Genomic DNA, 16360 nt, shown 5'->3' with positions numbered 1-16360 from the left:
CTGATTGATTTAGGCCAACGATAAGCGGAAGATTTCGTGGTCGCAATAGGAAATCGGAGTGCATAATTGATTCGAATCGAATGCGACGCGTATCTGACCGTACGCGACATCGAAGGCCGTACGGCCAGCCTGTCCGACGTCGCGCCATTGCTGGAACTCGTGGCCGACACGGGCAGCATCGCGCAGGCTGCCCAGGCAAAAGGGCTGTCGTACCGGCACGCGTGGGGCATGCTGCGCGCGCTGGAAGCGTGCATCGGCGGGGAGTTGATCGAAACCGCGCGGGGCAAGGGATCGACGCTGTCGGAGCTCGGGCAGGCGGTCGTCGACGCGCAGCGCCTCGCGCGCAGCCGCCTCGACGGGAACCTGCGCACGCTGGCGGCCGAGGTGGCCAGCGACCTGAACCGGCGGCTTGCGCAGCGCGACGGTGCCGTGCGTATCCACGCGTCGCACGGTTACGCGGTCGCGACGCTCGTGTCCGCGCTCGTCGATACGCAGGCGGCCGTCGACATCAAGTATCGCGAGAGCGTCGAGGCCGTGCAGGCGCTCGCACGCGGCGAATGCGACCTGGCCGGTTTCCATCTGCCGCGCGGCTTGTTTCGCGCGCAGTGCGCGCAGATCTATCGGCCGTGGCTCGACGACACGCGCCACGTGCTGATTCACCTGACGCGCCGCCAGCAGGGGCTGTTCGTGTCTCGCGGCAACCCGAAGCAGGTCCGCGGGCTCGCGGACCTCGCGCGCAACGATATCCGCTTCGTCAATCGGCAGCCGGGATCGGGTACGCGCATGCTGCTGGATCTCGCGCTGCGTGCGATCGGCATCGATCCCGAGCGCATCGACGGTTATGCGTCGGCCGAGCTCACGCATTCGGCGATTGCGGCGTTCGTCGCGAGCGGGATGGCCGATCTCGGCTTCGGTGTCGAGCCGGCCGCCCGTCATTTCGGGCTCGATTTCATCCCGGTCGTCGACGAGGACTATTACTTCGCGTGCGAACGCGCACGGCTCGACGCGCGGCCGCTCGCCGGCGTGCTGGCGCTGCTGCGCGACGCGCGCTTCGTCGAGCGCGTCGCACATCTCGACGGCTACGATCCGGCCGCATGCGGGACGCTGACGAGCATCGCGACGGGGCTGGCCGGCAGCGACGGCACGAGCGCGCCGGACGGCCATTCCCGGTAACGGGGACGCGGTCGAACCGCGCTGCAGCAGCGGGGGATTTGCGCTACGCTTGACGCTTGATCAACGTTCCAACAAGCACGCCGTTCAGGCGTCATCCCGCCATGAAATTTTCCGTTTCCCTCGCCGCGGCAGCGTTGACCGCGGGGCTTCTGGTCGCGGCTTCGCCGTTTGCGCTTGCGCAGAATTCCCCGGGCGTGCCCGGCGGTATCCTGAGCGAACAGTTTCGCCTGAACGAGCATCCGCAGATGCCGTTCGCGGCGTCGGCGCCGTCGCAGAAATACCAGGGCAGCAAGAAGTCGGCCTTGCGTCGCAAGGGCGACCTGGGTGACCCGAACGGCTGCAACCTGAAGTGCCCGATGGATAGCCAGTAACGCGCGGACAGGCGTGTTTGCGCCGTCGTCGTGCGGTGTTGATTCGGCAGGCGGGTGATGTGCACGCGCATATCGGCTTGACCGTCTGAGCGGCGCGACTGCACGAATCCCGTGCAACACCATTCGAGCCCCGCGAAGCGTTGTCGCTTCGCGGGGCTTGTGCTTTCAGGCGAGTCGTCAGGCGACGCGATGCCGGATGAAGCAGCGTTCGCGAATCGCCGGCCCCGCGGATGATCTAGGGTTAACCCGCGAATCAGGAAGGATGTCTTCCCGAAACCTGCCTTATTCTTAAGCATCCGCCTACATAAACTTCGGTTTGTCGGCGCTGAACAAGGTGTTCACCGCGAAAACAGACAAATCTGGAGGTAGGTCATCATGAAGTCACTCGTTCAAGCAGTTGTCGTTGCTGCCGCTCTCGTTGCCCCGGTCGTGTCGTTTGCCCAGTCGGGTTCGACGATCACCCGCGCGCAGGTCCGTGCCGAGCTGGTTCAGCTCCAGCAAGCCGGTTACAACTCCGCCCGCGGCGAAGATCCGCACTATCCGGAAGCGGTCCAGGCCGCCACGGCGCGTGTTGCCGAGCAGCAGCGCAGCGCACTGGCGCAAGCGCAAGGCGCCGACGCCAGCGGGTACGGTGCGCAGGCACAGGGCGCATCGGCATCGGGTTCGCATGCCATGGGCGTGCGCCCGGCCAGCGCTGAAGAAATGAAGTCGCTGTATCGCGGCAGCTAAGTCGTGTATTGCCCTGCGCATCGGCAACGCCCTGCGCACCGGCAACCGCGCTGGCCGCAGCCCATTGCGACCGACGCTTGCGCGGGCGCGGCGGAATATCCGTCACCTCCTGTCGCCGGAATACCGGCGGCATTCCGCCCGGCCCGTCCGTGGCTGGGCGCTTTTTCGGAAGGAGAGGGGGCGCATGCGTTTCGCTGGCAACAAAAAACCCCGCAGACTTGCGTCATGCGGGGTTCGTGCGGCGAGCGCGGAATTTGGTGGAGGCGGCGGGAATCGAACCCGCGTCCAGAAGCGCTCCACGACTAGTTCTACATGTTTAGTTCAGTCATTTGATTTAACCGCAGCGACGCGGACGAACACGCTGCACTACGGCGATTCGCTAGGTTTTCGACCCTGGCGTCGCGACGCCGACAGGGCTTAACTGACGTAAATGACCTCTGGCGGTATTGCTACCGGTCTTGCGACACTAGCCCGTCAGTGAACTAGGCAGAGGACGGCGGCCGTTAGGCTGCCAGTGCGAACGTATCGTCGTTTGCAGTTACGATTTTCCCATTGATTAACGAGGTGACGGGTCCTCGACATGCCCTAGCCGCTTCACAACCCCTGTCGAAACCAGGTCGCCCCCGCGGATCAGATCGATCATTATAGCCCAACATCGCGCAGCAGTTCGCGCAGTTCCTGCGTCGTGTCGACGAGATGCTGGGCCTGCCAGTCGGCCGGCGCGGCGCCGTCGCCGCAGTAACCGTACGCGGCCGCGACCGTCGCCATGCCGGCAGCGCTGCCGGCCTGAATGTCGCGCAGATCGTCGCCGACGTAGACGATGCGCGCCGGCGCGAGCGTCAGCTGGTCGGCCGCGTGCAGCAGCGGAGCAGGGTGCGGCTTCGAGTGCGGCGTTGTGTCGCCCCCGACGACGCAGGCCGCGCGCGGTGCAAGACCGAGCAGGTCGATGAGCGGCGCCGTGAGCCGCATCGCCTTGTTCGTGACGATGCCCCAGCGCACGCCGCGCGCATCGAGTTCGTCGAGCACGTCGCCGATGCCGGAGAACAGCGTCGTATGCACGCAGATATCCGTCGCGTAGTTGGCCAGGAACTCATCGCGCATCGCTTCGTAGCCGGGCATGTGCGGGTCGATGCCGAACGCGCCGCCGAGCAGGCCGCGCGCGCCGGCCGAAGCCAGCGGCCGCAGCACGTCGAGCGGCGTTTCGGGCAGGCCGCGCGCGCGCTGCATCTTATTGACGGCGGCGGCGAGATCGGGCGCCGTGTCGGCAAGCGTGCCGTCCAGGTCGAATAGCACGGCAGCGCAGTGCAGCAGGCGCGGTTCGTCGAGTGCGGCCCGCGCGGTCGAAAGGGGAGTCGTCATGCCGGTCGGAGGGTCACGCGCCGCGGCGGCACGCGACGAGGTAGTTGATGTCGGTGTCGTTCGACAGCGCGAAGCGCTTGCCGATCGGATGATACGTGATGCCCTTGATCTCCACGATGTGCAGATCCGTCGCACGCACGAAGCCGGCCAGTTCCGACGGGCGGATGAAGCGCGCGTAGTCGTGCGTGCCCTTCGGCAGCATTTGCGCGATGTACTCAGCGCCGATTACCGCGAACAGGTAGGACTTCAGATTCCGGTTCAGCGTCGAGAAGAACACCCAGCCGCCCGGCTTCACGAGCGTCGCGCACGCGGCGACGATATCGCCGGGCGACGGCACGTGCTCGAGCATCTCCATACACGTGACGACGTCGTAGGAGCCTGGCTCGCGCGCGGCGATCGCTTCGGCGGCGATCGCCTCGTAGTCGACCGCGATGCCGCTTTCGAGGCTGTGCAGGTCGGCGACGCCAAGCGCTTCGGTCGACAGGTCGATGCCTTTCACCTGGGCGCCGAGCCCGGCCATCGATTCGGACAGGATGCCGCCGCCGCAGCCGATGTCGAGTGCGCGCTTGCCGGCCAGGTGCGCATGTGCGTCGATCCAGCCGAGCCGGACCGGGTTCAGGTCGTGCAGCGGCTTGAATTCGGCATTCGGATCCCACCACCGATGGGCGAGGTCGCTGAATTTCTGGAGTTCGTGCGGATCGGCGTTGGTCATGGCGGCAAACGGGCTACGGAAGGAGGGCGGTGCTGCGGTTCGTCAGCCCCGAGTATATAAGCGGGCGGACGGCGAGGCCAGCGAGCGCCCGGACGGGCATCAAAGAAAAAGCCCCGCCGGGGCGGGGCTTTGAAGCAGTCGAAAACCGCGGCTTACTGCGCCGGAACGGTCGTCTTCTGGACTTCTTGCGTACCAACCACTTCGACTTCCACGCGGCGGTCCGGTGCGAGGCAGGCGATCAGCTGCTTGCGGTTCTTCTGGTTGCAGCCAGTCGTAACCGGGTTGCGCTTGCCCTTGCCTTCCGTGTAGATCTTGTTGGCCGGCACACCCTTGCTGACCAGGTACGACTTCACGGCCTGCGCACGGCGCAGCGACAGACGGTCGTTGTACTTGTCCGAACCGATGCGGTCCGTGTAGCCCGTTGCGACGACCACTTCCGTGTTCATGCCCTGGATCTTCGAAGCCAGTTCGTCCAGCTTCTGCTTGCCCAGCGGCTTGAGCGTTGCCTTGTCGAAGTCGAACAGGGCGTCAGCTTGATACGTGATCTTCTGGCTCGTGATGGCCGGAGCGACCGGAGCGACCGGCGGCTGCGGTGCCTGGGCGACCAGTGCGCCATCGCACTTCGCGTTGGCGGTGGCCGGCGTCCAGAACGCATCGCGCCAGCAGAGCTCGTTCGTGCCGTTCATCCACACCCATTCGCCCGTGCCGTTCACCCAGTTGTCATTGACGGCTTGACGCGACGCCGGCACCGACTGTGCCGAAGCGGATGCAGCCATAACTGCGGTAGCTGCAATGAACGCGAGCTTTGAAAGTTTATTCATATTTCTCCTCTCGAAATTGAGATTACCGCAGGTTTACTGCGAGCCTGTTGACGGTGACAAGTCATACATTGCTCGAAGTATAACATTGGTGCGGCACAAAAAACGCGGCACCGCTCTGTGTAGACTTCGAGCAGCGTCTAACTTTCAGTGCGTTGGCATTTTGCCATATCGTTCCCTTCCTACGAAAAAAAATCCTCCCCACCCTAAGATCCCCTCAACTTTGTGGTGCATGCGCAACACCGGCCTGCCGCAACTTTTAGAGATTGTCAAGGGCGTGCCGGCGAAATTGCGCGGATGCGTGTATCTGTTTACTCGTGCGCGTGAAACAACCCGGGCGCGATCGCCGGTAAACCGGGCGCGATCAACGGTGACGTCGAGTCGCGTGCGATTCCGGTCGGTTCGCCGCCGCCGCGATTTTCGCTATTTATATATAGCGGGGGAGGCGAATTTGCGGCTGATGGGCGCATGTTAGAATCTCGCGTTGCGTTGCGCATGCAGCGCCCACGCGAAAGGCGTTCGCCGTCTTCGCTCCGAAACGATACGGATACATGGATCAATTCGCCAAAGAGACCCTGCCCACCTCCCTAGAGGAGGAAATGCGCCGTTCGTATCTCGATTACGCGATGAGCGTGATCGTCGGACGTGCCCTCCCGGATGTCCGCGATGGCCTGAAGCCCGTGCACCGGCGCGTGTTGTTCGCGATGCACGAACTGAACAACGACTGGAACCGCGCGTACAAGAAGTCGGCGCGTATCGTCGGTGACGTGATCGGTAAGTACCACCCTCACGGCGACACCGCGGTCTACGACACGATCGTGCGGATGGCGCAGGACTTCTCGCTGCGCTACATGCTGATCGACGGGCAGGGCAACTTCGGCTCGATCGACGGCGACAATGCCGCGGCGATGCGTTACACCGAAATTCGCATGGCGAAGATCGGTCACGAGCTGCTCGCCGACATCGACAAGGAAACGGTCGATTTCGAGCCGAACTACGACGGCAACGAAATGCAGCCGTCGGTCCTGCCGTCGCGCATCCCGAACCTGCTGATCAACGGCTCGTCGGGCATCGCGGTCGGCATGGCGACCAACATCCCGCCGCACAACCTGAACGAAGTCGTCGACGCGTGCCAGCACCTGCTGAACACCCCGGAAGCGACGATCGACGAGCTGATCGAGATCATCCCGGCGCCGGACTTCCCGACCGCCGGCATCATCTACGGCGTCGCTGGCGTGCGCGACGGCTACCGCACCGGGCGCGGCCGCGTCGTGATGCGCGCGGCCACGCACTTCGAGGAGATCGACCGCGGCCAGCGGATGGCGATCATCGTCGACGAGCTGCCGTACCAGGTGAACAAGCGCTCGCTGCTCGAGCGGATCGCCGAGCTCGTCAACGAGAAGAAGCTCGAAGGCATCTCCGACATCCGCGACGAGTCCGACAAGAGCGGCATGCGTGTCGTGATCGAGCTCAAGCGCGGTGAAGTGCCCGAAGTGGTGCTGAACAACCTGTACAAGGCGACGCAGCTCCAGGACACGTTCGGCATGAACATGGTCGCGCTCGTCGACGGCCAGCCGAAGCTGCTGAACCTGAAGGAAATCCTGCAGTGCTTCCTGTCGCATCGACGCGAAGTGCTGACGCGCCGGACGATCTACGAACTGCGCAAGGCCCGCGAACGCGGCCACGTGCTCGAAGGTCTCGCGGTCGCGCTCGCGAACATCGACGAGTTCATCGCGATCATCAAGGCCGCGCCGACGCCGCCGATCGCGAAGCAGGAACTGATGGCGAAGCCGTGGGATTCGTCGCTCGTGCGCGAGATGCTGACGCGCGCCGAGAGCGAGAACGCGACGGCCGGCGGGCGCTCCGCGTACCGCCCGGAAGGCCTGAACCCGGCTTTCGGCATGCAGGGCGACGGGCTGTACCGTCTGTCCGACACGCAGGCCCAGGAAATCCTGCAGATGCGCCTGCAGCGCCTGACCGGCCTCGAGCAGGACAAGATCATCGGCGAGTACCGCGAAGTGATGGCGCAGATCGCCGACCTGCTGGACATCCTCGCGCGCCCCGAGCGGATCACGACGATGATCGGCGAGGAACTCACGTCGGTGAAGGCCGAATTCGGCGACGCGCGCCGCTCGAAGATCGAGCTGAACGCGACCGAGCTGAACACCGAGGATCTGATCACGCCGCAGGACATGGTCGTCACGATGTCGCACGCGGGCTACGTGAAGTCGCAGCCGCTGTCCGAGTACCGCGCGCAGAAGCGCGGTGGTCGCGGCAAGCAGGCGACGCAGATGAAGGAAGACGACTGGATCGAGACGCTGTTCATCGCGAACACGCACGATTACATCCTGTGCTTCTCGAACCGCGGCCGCGTGTACTGGGTCAAGGTCTATGAAGTGCCGCAGGGCTCGCGCAACTCGCGCGGCCGCCCGATCGTCAACATGTTCCCGCTGCAGGATGGCGAGAAGATCAACGTCGTGCTGCCGGTGAAGGAATTCTCGGCCGACAAGTTCATCTTCATGGCGACGTCGCTCGGCACCGTGAAGAAGACGCCGCTCGAAGCGTTCAGCCGTCCGATGAAGAAGGGCATCATCGCGGTCGGCCTCGACGACGGCGACTTCCTAATCGGTGCGTCGATCACCGACGGCGCGCACGACGTGATGCTGTTCTCCGACGCCGGCAAGGCCGTGCGCTTCGACGAGAACGACGTGCGTCCGATGGGGCGCGAGGCGCGCGGCGTGCGCGGCATGCAGCTCGAGGACGGGCAGCAGGTCATCGCGATGCTGGTTGCGGGCAGCGAGGAGCAGACCGTGCTCACCGCGACCGAGAACGGCTACGGCAAGCGCACGCCGATCACCGAATACACGCGTCACGGCCGCGGTACGAAGGGTATGATCGCGATCCAGACGTCCGAGCGCAACGGCAAGGTCGTGGCCGCGACGCTCGTCGACGCCGAGGATCAGATCATGCTGATCACGACGGCCGGCGTGTTGATTCGCACCCGTGTTTCCGAGATTCGCGAGATGGGGCGCGCCACGCAAGGTGTTACACTCATCAGTCTCGATGAGGGTACCAAGCTCTCTGGCCTGCAGCAGATTGCGGAGGCCGAGGAGGGCGATGGCGAGGCCGACGAGGCGTCGGACGGCGAAGCCTGAAGAACGGATGAGACTCTGGCCGCCGCGGGCGTGAAGCGCCGCGGCCGGCGAGCAACCATTCATATTTCCAAAAGGGAGTGATGATGCAAAAGCAATTCAAGCAACTGGTCCTGCTGGCTGCACTGGTGCCGACGTTCGCGATGGCGCAAGCGCTGTCGAATTCCGCACCGGCGCCCGCCGCGGCAGCTGCGCCGATCGACGCCGACAAGAAGGCCGCGATCAAGGATCTGCTCGACGCGATCGACGCGCCGAAGCTCGTGTCGGCAATCGGCAACAGCGCCGAAATGCAGGCCAAGCAGCTCGTGCCGGCGATCCTGTCGGACGCGCTGTCGGAAAACAAGACGCTGAACGACAAGCAGAAGCAGGCTGCCGTTCCGACGCTGCAGAAGAACGCGGTGCCGAAGCTGGTCGACGGCGCGGGCAAGGTGTTCGGCACGCAGCAGTTCCAGAACGACGCAATGTCGGCTCAGTACGACGCATACGCGAAGTACTACAGCACGTCGGAGATCAAGGATCTGACGACGTTCTACAAGAGCCCGACGGGCCGCAAGTTCATCCAGGTTCAGGATCAGGTCGGTCGCGACGTGGTCAACGGCCTGATGCAGAAGTACATGCCGCAAGCGATCCAGGCAACGCGCACGCAGGCTGACAAGGAAGTCGCAGCAGTCAAGCCGGGCAAGTAAGCCGTCCGGGCACGCCCCCCGGCCGTTCGGCCGGGTTTGGCGGGAGCCTTCCGACAGTGCGATAATGGCCGTTTGCGCGCGAGCGCAAGCGGCCATTCTTTTTCTGGCGCGGCTCATTTGCAACTGACATGCGGCGGCAAGCCGCCGGTCGCGTCCCTCCCGAGGTTTTCACGATGCGCGTCTTTAATTTCTCCGCCGGTCCTGCGGCGATGCCCGAGGAAGTGCTGCGGCAGGCCGCCGACGAAATGCTCGACTGGCACGGCAGCGGCATGAGCGTGATGGAGATGAGCCATCGCGGCAAGGAATTCATGTCGATTCACGAGGCCGCGCTGACCGACCTGCGCGACTTGCTCGGCGTGCCGGCAAGCCACCGGATCCTGTTCCTGCAGGGCGGCGGCATCGCGGAAAACGCGATCGTGCCGATGAACCTGCTCGGGTCGCGCAACACCGCCGACTTCGTCGTGACGGGCTCGTGGTCGCAGAAATCGTTCGGCGAGGCGAAGAAGTTCTGCACGCCGCATCTCGCCGCAACCGGCAAGACGGAAGACGGCTACACGCGTGCGCCGGCGCGCGCCGAATGGCAACTGTCGGACGATCCGGCCTACGTGCATCTGTGCACCAACGAGACGATCGACGGCGTCGAGACGTTCGAGATTCCCGATCTCGGCGACGTGCCGCTGGTCGCGGATGTCTCGTCGCACATCCTGTCGCGCCCGATGGACGTCGCGAAATACGGCGTGCTGTACGGCGGCGCGCAGAAGAATATCGGGATGGCCGGCGTGACGGTCGTGATCGTGCGCGAGGATCTGCTCGATCGCGCGCTGTCGATCTGCCCGTCCGCGTTCGAGTGGAAGACCGTCGCCGCGAACAACTCGCTGTACAACACGCCGCCCACCTATGCGATCTACATCGCGGGCCTCGTGTTCCAGTGGCTGAAGCGGCAGGGGGGGCTCGAAGCGATCGAGGCCCGCAATATCGAAAAATCGAAGCTGCTCTACGACACGATCGATGCGAGCGGCTTCTATCTGAACAAGGTCGAGCCGGCAGCGCGTTCGCGGATGAACGTGCCGTTTTTCCTGGCCGACGAAACGCGCAACGAAGACTTCCTTGCCGGCGCAAAGGCGCGCGGGCTGCTGCAGCTGAAGGGCCACAAGTCCGTCGGCGGCATGCGGGCGTCGATCTACAACGCGGTGCCGCTCGAGGGCGTGAAGGCGCTCGTCGAGTACATGAAGGACTTCGAGCAGCGCGGCGCCTGACGGCGACGCTGTTCAAACAGCACGGCAAAACGCATGGACGACGAACTGAATTCCCGCCTGAAACCGCTGCGCGATCGCATCGACGCGATCGACGCGCAGCTGATCGCGCTCCTGAACCAGCGCGCCGCGGTGGCGCTGGAGGTGGGCGAGGTCAAGAAGCATTTCAACGCGCCGGTGTTCCGGCCGGAGCGCGAGCTGCAGGTGATCGCGCGGCTGCAGGACATGAGCGCGGGGCCGCTCGAGAGCGAGCACATCGGCGCAATCTGGCGCGAGATCATGGCGGCGAGCCGCGCGCTTGAGCAGACGATCCACGTCGCGTTCCTCGGGCCGGTCGGCACGTATAGCGAACAGGCGATGTTCGAGTATTTCGGCCAGTCGATCGAAGGGCTGCCGTGCCCGTCGATCGACGAGGTGTTCCGTTCGGTCGAGGCCGGTGCGTCCGCATTCGGCATCGCGCCGGTCGAGAATTCGACCGAAGGGGCCGTGTCGCGCACGCTCGACCTGCTGCTGCAGACGCAACTGCTGATCAGCGGCGAGCTCGCGCTGCCCATCCATCACAACCTGCTCACGCAGAGCGGCACGCTCGACGGCGTGAAGCGCGTTTGCGCGCATGCGCAGGCGCTGGCGCAATGCCAGCAGTGGCTCGCCGCGAATGCGCCGCAGCTCGAGCGGCAGGCCGTGGCGAGCAACGCGGAGGCCGCGCGTCTCGCGGCGGCCGATCCGACCGTCGCGGCGATCGCGGGCGACCGCGCGGCCGCGCACTACGGCTTGCAGATCGCGTTCGCGCTGATCCAGGACGATCCGCACAACCGCACGCGTTTCGTGATCATCGGCAAGCAGCCGGCCGGGCAAAGCGGTCACGACCAGACGTCGCTGATCGTGTCGGTGAAGAACGAGCCTGGCGCCGTGTTCAAGCTGCTCGAACCGCTCGCGCGGCACGGTGTGTCGATGACGCGCTTCGAGTCGCGTCCGGCGCGCGTCGGCACGTGGGAGTACTACTTCTACATCGACATCGAAGGGCACCGCGATGATGCGTCGGTCGCGGCCGCGCTTGCGGAACTCGGCCAGAAGGCTGCGTTCCTGAAGATACTCGGTTCGTATCCGAGCGCACGCTGACGCGTGGCGGTCCGGCGCCTGCTCGCGCAGGCGTGGCGGCCAGGCGGGCAGGGCAGGCCGATCGGCGCTGCCGAAGGCGGGTTCGGGCGGCACCGGTGCAGGTCGCGCCGGGTGCGGGCCCGTTGCCCGGAATCTGGAATTCCGTGTGCGGGGCGTTGTTCCGCGCGCGTAACTTGGCTCTTGTCGTGTCAGGCTTTGCATTCAACAAACTGGTCATTTTCGGTGTCGGCCTGATCGGCGGATCGCTGGCCCGCGCGCTGCGTGAGCGCGCGCCGGGCGACGCGGGCGAGATCGTCGGCGTGGGCCGTTCGCGCGCATCGGTCGAGCGTGCGCTGTCGCTCGGCGTGATCGACCGCGCGGCGGCGCTCGACGACGACGCGCAGTTGCGCGATGCGCTGGCGGGCGCCGATCTCGTGCTGCTGGCCGCACCCGTCGCGCAGACGGGCCCGCTGCTCGCGCGCATCGCGCCGTGGCTCGCCGATGCGACGATCGTCACCGATGCGGGCAGCACCAAATCCGACGTCGCCGCCGCCGCGCGCGAAGCGCTCGGCGCGCGGATCGCACAGTTCGTGCCGGGGCATCCGATCGCCGGCCGCGAGTCGAGCGGCGTCGAGGCCGCGTTGCCGGACCTGTACGTCGGCCGCAACGTCGTGCTGTGCCCGCTGCCGGAGAACGCGCCCGAATCGGTCGCGCGGATCGACGCGATGTGGCGCGCGACCGGCGCCGACGTGCGCACGATGAGCACCGGGCAGCACGACCGCGTGTTTGCGTCGATCAGCCATCTGCCGCACGTGCTGTCGTTTGCGCTCGTCGAACAGATCCTCGGCGAGACGGACGCGGAACTCAAATTCTCGTACGCGGCGGGCGGCTTCCGCGATTTCACGCGCATCGCGGCGTCGAGCCCGGAGATGTGGCGCGACGTGTGCGTCGCGAACCGCGCGGCGCTGCTCGACGAACTCGACGGCTACACGCGCGTGCTCGCGCGGCTGCGCGAGGCGATCGACGCCGGCGACGGCGCGGCGCTCGAAGCCGTGTTCACGCGCTCGCGCGCCGCACGCAAGGCATGGCAGGAGCGTGGCGGCACGCCCGCTGCCGAACCGGTCAAGAAATAACAGGACGATTCCCATGGACTATCTCGATCTCGGCCCGTACTCCAGCGCATCGGGCACCGTGCGCCTGCCCGGCTCGAAGAGCATCTCGAACCGCGTGCTGCTGCTCGCGGCGCTTGCCGAAGGCGAAACGACGATCACCAATCTGCTCGACTCCGACGACACGCGCGTGATGCTCGATGCACTCGGCAAGCTCGGCGTGAAGCTCGCGCGCGACGGCGACACCTGCGTCGTCACGGGCACGCGCGGCGCGTTCACCGCGAAGACGGCCGACCTGTTCCTCGGCAACGCGGGCACGGCCGTGCGGCCGCTGACCGCGGCGCTCGCGGTGAACGGCGGCGACTACCGCGTGCACGGCGTGCCGCGCATGCACGAGCGGCCGATCGGCGATCTCGTCGACGGCCTGCGGCAGATCGGCGCGCGGATCGACTACGAACTGAACGAAGGCTACCCGCCGCTGCGGATCAGGCCCGCGACGATTTCGGTCGATGCGCCGATCCGCGTGCGCGGCGACGTGTCGAGCCAGTTCCTCACGGCGCTGCTGATGACGCTGCCGCTCGTGAAGGCGAAGGACGGCAAGATCGTCGTCGAGGTCGACGGCGAACTGATCTCGAAGCCGTACATCGACATCACGATCCGGCTGATGGAGCGTTTCGGCGTGGTCGTCGAGCGCGACGGCTGGCAGCGCTTCGTCGTGCCGGCCGGCGTCCGCTACCGCTCGCCGGGGCGGATCATGGTCGAGGGCGATGCGTCGTCCGCATCGTACTTCCTCGCGGCCGGCGCGCTTGGCGGCGGCCCGCTGCGTGTCGAGGGCGTGGGGCGTGCGAGCATCCAGGGCGACGTCGGCTTCGCGAACGCGCTGATGCAGATGGGCGCGAACGTGACGATGGGCGACGACTGGATCGACGTGCGAGGCATCGGCCACGACCACGGCAAGCTCGAGCCGATCGACATGGACTTCAACCTGATCCCCGATGCGGCGATGACCATCGCGGTTGCGGCGCTGTTCGCGAGCGGCACGAGCACGCTGCGCAACATCGCGAGCTGGCGCGTGAAGGAGACCGACCGCATCGCCGCGATGGCGACCGAACTGCGCAAGGTCGGCGCGATCGTCGAGGAAGGTCCCGACTATCTCGTCGTCACGCCGCCGGAAAAGCTCACGCCGAACGCGGCGATCGACACGTACGACGATCACCGGATGGCGATGTGCTTCTCGCTCGTCAGCCTGGGCGGCGTGCCCGTGCGGATCAACGATCCGAAGTGCGTCGGCAAGACGTTCCCCGACTATTTCGACCGCTTCGCCGCGCTCGCCAAAGCCTGACCCGACTGTTCCGATGAAATCGACCCGACCCTTTCACCCGACTCCCGTCATCACGATCGACGGCCCGACCGCTTCCGGCAAGGGCACCGTCGCGGCGCTCGTCGCCGCGCACCTTGGCTTCCACCTGCTCGACAGCGGTGCGCTGTACCGTCTCGCGGCGCTCGCAAGCGTGCGCTACGGCATCGCGGCGGAGGACATCGACGCACTGGTGAAACTGATCGACGATCTCCACATCACGTTCCGCGAAGGCTGCGCGCAGCTCGACGGCGTCGACGTGTCGAACGACATCCGCGCCGAAGCGGTCGGCAACCGCGCGTCGGCCATTGCCGTGCACGGGCCCGTGCGCACCGCGCTGGTCGCGCGCCAGCGCGCGTTCCGCAAGACGCCGGGCCTCGTTGCCGACGGCCGCGACATGGGTACGGTGATCTTCCCGGACGCCGTGCTGAAGGTGTTCCTGACGGCCAGCGCCGAGGCGCGCGCGGCCAGACGGCATAAGCAATTGATGCAAAAAGGTTTTTCTGCTAATATAGATGACTTGCTCCGGGATCTTCGTGAACGTGACGCGCGCGACAGCAATCGCGCGGCCGCACCGCTGAAGCCCGCGGCAGATGCCGAGCTGCTGGATACGTCGGCACTTTCGGTCGATGAAGCAGTCGACCAGGTGCTGCAGTGGTACCGGGCGCTCGGTCAGCCCGCCTGAGAAGGCGGGCAGCGGTAGGTGCCCCGCGTCGCAAGCGCGGAGCGTGTTTCGAACCCTTAACCCCGTGTGGTCTTCGATCTGGCCCTTTCAGCCTGCCATTCCGGCCGGCGTGGCACAGCGAGCCATGCACAATCAGATTTTTATGTCCGACCTGCAAACCTCCACCCCGAATACCGAATCCTTTGCGGCTCTGTTCGAAGAGTCGCTGACCCGCCAAGACATGCGCGCCGGCGAAGTGATTTCCGCCGAAGTCGTGCGCGTCGACCACAACTTCGTGGTCGTCAATGCAGGCCTGAAGTCCGAGGCTTACATTCCGATCGAGGAATTCCTGAACGATCAGGGCGAGGTTGAGGTGCAGTCGGGCGATTTCGTGTCCGTCGCGATCGACGCACTCGAAAACGGCTACGGCGACACGATCCTGTCGCGCGACAAGGCGAAGCGCCTTGCATCGTGGCTGTCGCTGGAAAAGGCCCTCGACAACAACGAACTCGTCACCGGCACGATCACCGGCAAGGTGAAGGGCGGCATGACCGTGATGGTCAACGGCATCCGCGCGTTCCTGCCGGGTTCGCTGGTCGACACGCGTCCGGTCAAGGACACGACCCCGTACGAAGGCAAGACGCTCGAGTTCCGCGTGATCAAGCTCGATCGCAAGCGTAACAACGTCGTGCTGTCGCGTCGTGCAGTGATCGAAGCGACCCAAGGCGAAGAGCGCGCGAAGCTGCTCGAGACGCTGAAGGAAGGCGCGATCGTCAACGGCGTGGTCAAGAACATCACCGACTACGGTGCGTTCGTCGACCTCGGCGGCATCGACGGCCTGCTGCACATCACCGACATCGCATGGCGTCGTGTGCGTCACCCGAGCGAAGTCCTGTCGGTTGGCCAGGAAGTCACGGCGAAGATCCTCAAGTTCGACCAAGAGAAGAACCGCGTCTCGCTGGGCATCAAGCAACTGGGCGACGATCCGTGGGAAGGCATCTCGCGCCGTTACCCGTCGGGCACGCGCCTGTTCGGCAAGGTCACGAACATCACCGACTACGGCGCATTCGTCGAAGTGGAATCGGGCATCGAAGGCCTCGTCCACGTGTCGGAAATGGACTGGACCAACAAGAACGTTGCTCCGTCGAAGGTTGTCCAGCTTGGCGACGAAGTCGAAGTCATGGTCCTCGAGATCGACGAAGACCGTCGTCGTATCAGCCTCGGCATGAAGCAGTGCAAGCCGAATCCGTGGGATGACTTCAGCCGCAACTTCAAGAAGGGCGACAAGATCACGGGCGCAATCAAGTCGATCACCGACTTCGGCGTGTTCATCGGTCTGCCGGGCGGCATCGACGGCCTGGTCCACCTGTCGGACCTGTCGTGGAGCGAAGCCGGCGAAGAAGCTGTTCGCAAGTACAAGAAGGGCGACGAAGTCGAAGCAATCGTGCTCGGTATCGACGTCGAGAAGGAGCGTATTTCGCTCGGCATCAAGCAACTCGAAGGCGACCCGTTCAGCAACTACGTTGCAATGAACGACAAGGGCTCGATCGTCGACGGCGTTGTGAAGACGGTCGATGCGAAGGGTGCGGTCATCACGCTGACGGGCGACATCGAAGGCTACCTGCGCGCATCGGAAATCTCGCAGGATCGCGTCGAAGACGCACGCAACGTGCTGAAGGAAGGCGACAAGGTCAACGCGATGGTGATCAACATCGATCGCAAGTCGCGCGGCATCAACCTGTCGATCAAGGCGAAGGATTCGGCCGAACAACAGGAAGCGATCCGCGGCCTGCAATCGGACTCCAGCGCTGCTGCGACCGGTACGACCAACCTCGGCGCGCTGCTGAAGGCGAAGCTCGACGGCCAGAACCAGTAAGCC

The 16360-nt window shown here is 65.2% G+C and carries 14 protein-coding genes and 1 other RNA gene; 11 read left to right on the top strand and 4 right to left on the bottom strand.

From position 1 onward, the window contains the following. The first annotated feature begins 66 nt into the window (after nt 1-66). The 3 genes from AC3WLY_RS18045 (at nt 67) to AC3WLY_RS18035 (ending at nt 2273) form a co-directional block, all read left to right on the top strand. Complete coding sequence (locus tag AC3WLY_RS18045) at nt 67-1173, top strand: substrate-binding domain-containing protein (protein WP_492309621.1); 1107 nt, start codon at nt 67-69, stop codon at nt 1171-1173. 101 nt (nt 1174-1274) lie between these two features. Continuing rightward, a complete protein-coding gene (locus AC3WLY_RS18040) occupies nt 1275-1544 on the top strand; it encodes a hypothetical protein (RefSeq protein WP_072436064.1) in 270 nt (89 codons plus the stop codon). Between the two features lie 375 nt (nt 1545-1919). Continuing rightward, nucleotides 1920-2273, top strand: a complete 354-nt coding sequence (locus tag AC3WLY_RS18035; protein ID WP_034183020.1) for a DUF4148 domain-containing protein — start codon at nt 1920-1922, stop codon at nt 2271-2273. A 255-nt stretch (nt 2274-2528) separates the two neighbouring features. Here the strand turns inward: AC3WLY_RS18035 and ssrA are convergent. The 4 genes from ssrA to ompA all read right to left on the bottom strand — a co-directional run bounded on the left by ssrA (nt 2529) and on the right by ompA (nt 5165). Next, nucleotides 2529-2898, bottom strand: a transfer-messenger RNA (tmRNA) gene (gene ssrA, locus AC3WLY_RS18030). 17 nt (nt 2899-2915) lie between these two features. Then, complete coding sequence (gene gph, locus AC3WLY_RS18025; protein WP_175963706.1) at nt 2916-3632, bottom strand: phosphoglycolate phosphatase; 717 nt, start codon at nt 3630-3632, stop codon at nt 2916-2918. 13 nt (nt 3633-3645) lie between these two features. Then, the gene (gene ubiG, locus AC3WLY_RS18020; protein ID WP_034183031.1) at nt 3646-4344 is read right to left on the bottom strand and encodes a bifunctional 2-polyprenyl-6-hydroxyphenol methylase/3-demethylubiquinol 3-O-methyltransferase UbiG; all 699 of its coding nucleotides are present in this window, start codon (nt 4342-4344) and stop codon (nt 3646-3648) included. A 152-nt stretch (nt 4345-4496) separates the two neighbouring features. Beyond that, entirely contained in the window at nt 4497-5165 is a 669-nt protein-coding gene (ompA, locus tag AC3WLY_RS18015; RefSeq protein ID WP_006400736.1) for an outer membrane protein OmpA, read from the bottom strand. Between the two features lie 548 nt (nt 5166-5713). On the opposite strand from ompA, the gene gyrA reads away from it, so the two are divergent. The 8 genes from gyrA to rpsA all read left to right on the top strand — a co-directional run bounded on the left by gyrA (nt 5714) and on the right by rpsA (nt 16357). Continuing rightward, nucleotides 5714-8317: a DNA gyrase subunit A gene (gyrA, locus tag AC3WLY_RS18010; protein WP_310137068.1), complete on the top strand. Its 2604-nt coding sequence runs from the start codon at nt 5714-5716 to the stop codon at nt 8315-8317. Between the two features lie 83 nt (nt 8318-8400). Next, nucleotides 8401-9000, top strand: coding sequence for a DUF2059 domain-containing protein (locus tag AC3WLY_RS18005; protein WP_021157463.1), 600 nt, complete (start codon nt 8401-8403; stop codon nt 8998-9000). Between the two features lie 173 nt (nt 9001-9173). Beyond that, nucleotides 9174-10256: a 3-phosphoserine/phosphohydroxythreonine transaminase gene (serC, locus tag AC3WLY_RS18000; RefSeq protein ID WP_492309620.1), complete on the top strand. Its 1083-nt coding sequence runs from the start codon at nt 9174-9176 to the stop codon at nt 10254-10256. A gap of 33 nt (nt 10257-10289) precedes the next feature. After that, nucleotides 10290-11372, top strand: coding sequence for a prephenate dehydratase (gene pheA / locus AC3WLY_RS17995; RefSeq protein WP_175963709.1), 1083 nt, complete (start codon nt 10290-10292; stop codon nt 11370-11372). A gap of 185 nt (nt 11373-11557) precedes the next feature. Next, nucleotides 11558-12484: a prephenate dehydrogenase gene (locus AC3WLY_RS17990; RefSeq protein WP_072436059.1), complete on the top strand. Its 927-nt coding sequence runs from the start codon at nt 11558-11560 to the stop codon at nt 12482-12484. Between the two features lie 13 nt (nt 12485-12497). Next, entirely contained in the window at nt 12498-13802 is a 1305-nt protein-coding gene (gene aroA / locus AC3WLY_RS17985; protein ID WP_034183036.1) for a 3-phosphoshikimate 1-carboxyvinyltransferase, read from the top strand. Between the two features lie 13 nt (nt 13803-13815). Further along, the gene (gene cmk / locus AC3WLY_RS17980; protein WP_069745888.1) at nt 13816-14502 is read left to right on the top strand and encodes a (d)CMP kinase; all 687 of its coding nucleotides are present in this window, start codon (nt 13816-13818) and stop codon (nt 14500-14502) included. 142 nt (nt 14503-14644) lie between these two features. Continuing rightward, nucleotides 14645-16357 carry a 30S ribosomal protein S1 gene (rpsA, locus tag AC3WLY_RS17975; RefSeq protein WP_034183438.1) on the top strand — a complete coding sequence of 571 codons (1713 nt, stop codon included), beginning with the start codon at nt 14645-14647 and terminating at the stop codon, nt 16355-16357. The last annotated feature ends 3 nt before the right edge of the window (nt 16358-16360 follow it).

The organism is Burkholderia sp. FW306-1C-G01B, assembly GCF_058781685.1.
The sequence above is the reverse complement of the archived record's forward strand: the minus strand, read 5'-3'. Positions and strand labels throughout refer to the sequence as shown.